Source organism: Cellulomonas pasadenensis, from assembly GCF_047229365.1.
Lineage (GTDB): Bacteria > Actinomycetota > Actinomycetes > Actinomycetales > Cellulomonadaceae > Cellulomonas.
In genome coordinates, this window is sequence record NZ_JBFTEP010000219.1 from 1 (window position 1) to 3,481 (window position 3,481).

Sequence of the window (3,481 nt, forward strand, 5' to 3'; positions counted from 1 at the left end):
GCGCCCGCCCGGGCGGGGGAGCCCGCCCCGGCCGGCACGGTCGCGGACCCGCTCTCCACGCCGGCCGAGCCGCCCGCGGCGGACGTCCCGACGACCCTCGGCGCCCCCCGTCCGCCCGCGGCGGAGCCCGACGACGCCGAGCGGACGGTCGTCCGCCCGCGCGCCGTCCGCTGGCGGCTGCACCTCGACGACGGCCGCGTCGTGCCGCTCGAGCGCCCCGTCGTCGTCGTCGGCCGCCGGCCGCCGGAGACCGACGGCGCGACGCAGGTCGTGGCGCTGCCCGACACCACCCGGACCCTCTCCAAGATGCACGCGCGCCTGGAGCTGCGCGACGGCACCTGGTGGGTCACGGACCTCGGCTCGACGAACGGCGTCGTGGTCGCGGACGCCGGCGGCGCCGAGCGCATGCTCGTGCCCGGTGAGGCCGCGCTCGTCGCCGGGCGCGTGCGCCTCGGCGACGTCGGCATGGTCCTCGAGCAGCGGACGGGGCGGGCCCGGTGACGGGCCGGCACGAGCTCGGCGGCGTCGTGCTGGTCACGGCAGCCGCCGCCGGGAGCGGTGCGTCCGACGCGGCCGGCGCCGACGCCTGCCGCGTCGCGCCCCCGGTGTTCGTCGTGGCCGACGGCACCGGCCCGCGGGGCACGGGCGCCACCGCCAGCGCCGCCGTCGTGGCCGCCTTCACGGCCGAGGTGCCCACCGGTGCGCCGGCGACGCTCGACCACGTGCGGCGGGCGCTCGAGCGTGCGCACGCCGAGGTCGGTGCGCTCGCGCGCGACACGGCGGGCCGCACCGGCAGCACCGTGACGGGCGCGGTGCTCACCGTGCACGAGGGCCGTCCGCACTGGCTCGTCCTCAACGTGGGCGACTCGCGCGTGTACCGGCTGCTGCGCGGCGAGCTGCACCGGCTCACCGTCGACCACACCCAGCCGGCCGACGGGGCGCGTGGCGGGGGTCGGCGCGGCGACGCGCGCGACGCCCTCACCCGCACGGTCGGCGCGCCGGGCGCGACCGCCGACTCCTGGCTGCTGCCCGTGGTGGACGGCGAACGGCTGCTGCTGTGCTCCGCCGGCCTCGCGCGCGCGCTCGCGGACGAGACCGTGCAGGCCGTCCTCGCGCTCAGCGGCGCGCCCGCCACGGCGGCGTCCGCGCTCGTCGGCCACGCGAGCCGGGCCGGCACCGGCGACGACGTCACTGTCGTCGTGGTCGACGTCCTGTCGGGCGGCCGCTCGCCGGGTCTCGACGACACCTCGCGGGGGACCGGCACCCGCACCGACACCGCCGACGACGACACCCGGGTGGTGCGCCGATGAGCCTGTTCCGCCGCAAGGGGCGCCCGACGCCCGCACCCGCCGCGTCCGACGCGCCGGCGTCCGGTCCGCCGTCGACGGCACCGGCCGGCCCGGCGCCGTCCGGCGCGTGGCCGGGCCCGCAGCCCGGCACGCCGTCGGCGCCCGGTGCGCCCGCGTCGGACGACCGCCCCGACGACGGCCTCGACGACCGCACCGTCGTGCGCGGCGCGGCGGCCGAGCCCCCCGACGAGCGCACCGTCGTGCGCGACGGCGTCACGGGAGCCGGTGCCACGCCCGCGGCCGGCGGCGCGCCGTCCGACGAGCTCGACGACCGCACGGTGCTGCGGCCGGCCCGCGCCGACGCACCCGCCGAGCCGGTCGACGACCGGACGGTCGTGCGCGCCGCGCGTCCGGCGGACGACGGGCTCGACGACCGGACGGTCGTGCGCGCCGCGCGTCCGCCGGACGAGGGCGTCGACGAGCGGACGGTGGTGCGGCCCGCACGTCCCGCCGGCCCGCGTCCCCTCGACGACGGCCCCGACGACGGCCCCGACGACCGCACGGTCGTGCGCGCCCCGCGCACGGACGCCACGCCGGCCCCGCAGCCCGCCGCGTCCCGCGCGTGGGCCGCGCCGGCCGACGCTCCCGCCCCGGAGCGTGAGCGCTACCGCCCGCGTCCCGTGCCGCCGCCGCCCCCCGTGGGTGCGCCCCTGCGCGGCACCGACGCGCTGCGCGGCGAGGCGGCCGCGATGCGGTCGGTCGAGCGCGCCGCGCGCACGTGGGCGCGTGCGGCCGTGGTGGCCGTGGTGGTCGTCGCGGTCGCGTGCGTGGCCGGGCTCGTGCTGGTCGTCCGCACCCTCGTGGGCTGAGGGCGGGCGGTCAGCCGGCGGCGTCGCCGTCCGCGTCGCGCGCGGCACCGTCCCGACCGCCCGCGGGGGACGCCGCGTCGGGCCGGCGGGTCCGCAGCACCGCGATCGCGCCGAGCACGCCGACGGCGCTGAGCGCGAGCACGGTCACGACCGTGCCCATGCCCCGCACGGCGCCCCAGGGGTCCTCCGACGGCCGCACCTGCGGCGCGGCGGCCACCGGGCGCACCGCCGCGGGCGACGCGCCGGTCACGGGGTCCACCGGTCCGCGGATCGACGCGTCCGGCACGAGCACGATCGCCTCGTACGGCTGCACGACGCCCCAGCCGATCGCGTCGTCGCGGTGGTCCGGGTCGGGGCGCACGGCCGTGGCCTCGAGCCGGTACGCCCACTGCGCGGGCGTCTCGTCGGGGTGCGCCGCGGCGACGAGCGCCGCCGCGCCGGCGGCGTAGCCGGTCGCGAAGCTGGCGCGGGGCTCCTGCTGCGCGTACAGGCAGTCGCCCGCGCCGACGGCGCTGGTGAGCACCTGCTGCCCGGGTGCGGCCACGCGGACGTGCGGCCCCGGCATGCTCGCGAGCGAGGGGTCGCCCGCGGCGTCGACGGCGCTGACGCCGAGCGCACCGGGTGCGGCGGCGGGGTAGCGGGCGCCGGCGTCACCGGACGCGTTGCCGCCCGAGGCGACGACGAGGGAGCCGCGCCCGGCGGCGTACGCGACCGCGTCCGCCAGCTCGGGTGTCTCGTCGGGGCTGGACATCGCGACGGCGACGACCTGGGCCCCCGCGTCGGCGGCGGCCCGGATGCCCGCCGCGAGGCGTCCCGCGTCGGGCCCGACGCCCGCCTCGCGCGCCTTCTGGTCGTCGGACGCGAACACCCGCACGGAGAAGAGCCGCGCCTCCGGGGCGAGGCCGACGACGCCGGACCCGGCACGCTCCCGGGCCGCGATCGTCCCGGCGACGGCCGTGCCGTGCCCGTGCAGGTCGGCGTACCCGTTCGCGCCGAGGCCGTCGCCGACGAGGTCGACCCCTCCGGTGAGCGCGTCGGTGAGGTGCTCGTTGCCCGCGTCGACGCCGGAGTCGACCACGGCCACGAGCACGCCCGCACCGCGCGTCACCGTCCACGCGAGCCGCGCCTGCAGCATGTCGAGCGCGGGCGGCGTCGCCGTCGTCCACTGCACGTCGCCCGGCTCGCACCCGGTCGCGGCGGCCGCGACGACGGGCCCCGCCGTGGCGGGGCCGGGCATGACGGCGACGGCGGCGCCCGCGGGCACGACGGCCAGCAGCCCGGCCGTGGCGACGGTCGCGAGCGCGGCGGCGACGGGGACGCGCC

General features: G+C 81.2%; 4 protein-coding genes. 3 read left to right on the forward strand and 1 reads right to left on the reverse strand.

What is annotated here, in order from left to right:
• The 3 genes from AB6N23_RS17750 to AB6N23_RS17760 form a co-directional block, all read left to right on the forward strand.
• Window positions 1-501, forward strand: a 501-nt coding sequence (locus AB6N23_RS17750) for an FHA domain-containing protein (RefSeq protein ID WP_412867291.1), incomplete at its 5' end; no start/stop codon positions are given.
• The gene (locus AB6N23_RS17755) at window positions 498-1,310 is read left to right on the forward strand and encodes a PP2C family protein-serine/threonine phosphatase (RefSeq protein ID WP_412867292.1); all 813 of its coding nucleotides are present in this window, start codon (window positions 498-500) and stop codon (window positions 1,308-1,310) included. The genes AB6N23_RS17750 and AB6N23_RS17755, both read left to right, overlap by 4 nt.
• Complete coding sequence (locus AB6N23_RS17760) at window positions 1,307-2,158, forward strand: hypothetical protein (protein WP_412867293.1); 852 nt, start codon at window positions 1,307-1,309, stop codon at window positions 2,156-2,158. The genes AB6N23_RS17755 and AB6N23_RS17760 overlap by 4 nt, the downstream gene beginning before the upstream one ends.
• A gap of 10 nt (window positions 2,159-2,168) precedes the next feature.
• On the opposite strand, the gene AB6N23_RS17765 is transcribed toward AB6N23_RS17760, so the two are convergent.
• The coding region (locus AB6N23_RS17765) for a S8 family serine peptidase (protein WP_412867294.1) at window positions 2,169-3,481 on the reverse strand (1,313 nt) is incomplete at its 5' end.

Excerpts from the sequence above, each read along its gene's own strand:
- AB6N23_RS17760 (WP_412867293.1), top strand. The coding sequence starts at position 1,307 with ATGAGCCTGTTCCGCCGCAAGGGGCGCCCGACGCCCGCACCCGCCGCG.